The 938-nt window shown below is 40.9% G+C and carries 1 protein-coding gene; it reads left to right on the forward strand.

What is annotated here, in order from left to right:
• A partial coding sequence (locus C1G49_RS10960; protein ID WP_193434003.1) for a MucBP domain-containing protein occupies positions 1–938 on the forward strand: 938 nt, incomplete at both ends.

A 938-nucleotide genomic window follows, 5' to 3' on the forward strand; every position in this document is an offset into this window, starting at 1 on the left:
GTTCACTATGTAACGACTGACGGAACTGTTCTCCAAGCACCTGTTACAGACACACCAGAAACTTCAACAGGTACTCCATATGACACAACAGATGTTAAGCCAGAAACTATCACAACAGAAGATGGTAAGACATACAAACTTGTTCCAAACGCAACTACAGGCGAAGAAAACGGAACAATCACTTCTGGTGAAGATAAGCAAGTCACTTACGTTTACGAAGAAGTGAAAGGTAACGTTGTTGTTGAGTACTACAACACTGCAGGTGAGAAGATTGCCGAAGATGTTGAAGATACTCCTGCATCATCAACAGGTACAGCTTACTCAACTCTTGACAACAAACCAGCTAAGATTACAGCAGCTGACGGCACAGTTTACTACTACAAAGAAGTGAAAGCTGACTCAGCAGCTGAAACAGGTGATGTGGTAGAAGGTACGACAACAGTTAAGTATGTTTATGAGCCAGCAGGTTCTGTAACAGTTAACTATGTAACAACTGACGGTACAGAAATCAAATCTCCAGTTAAGGATGAAGAGAATGCTGAACCAGGTAAGACATACTCAACTGAAGACAACAAACCAACTACTATCACAACAGAAGACGATAAGACTTACAAGCTTGTTCCAAACGCAACTACAGGCGAAGAAAACGGAACAATCACTTCTGGTGAAGATAAGCAAGTCACTTACGTTTACGAAGAAGTGAAAGGTTCAGTTGTTGTTAACTACATCGATACAGAAGGTAACGTTATCAAAGCTCCTGTAACAGATACGCCAGAAACATCTACAGGTACAGCTTACGATACAACTGATAACAAACCAACAACGATCACAACTGAAGACGGTACAACTTATGAGCTTGTTCCAGTCCTTACAAAAGGTTCTGAAACTGGTACAGTTGTAGAAGGTGAAACAGTTGTTACTTACGTTTACCGTAAAGC

The sequence above is a fragment of the Streptococcus suis genome (assembly GCF_002960625.1).
GTDB classification, from domain to species: Bacteria; Bacillota; Bacilli; order Lactobacillales; family Streptococcaceae; genus Streptococcus; species Streptococcus suis_T.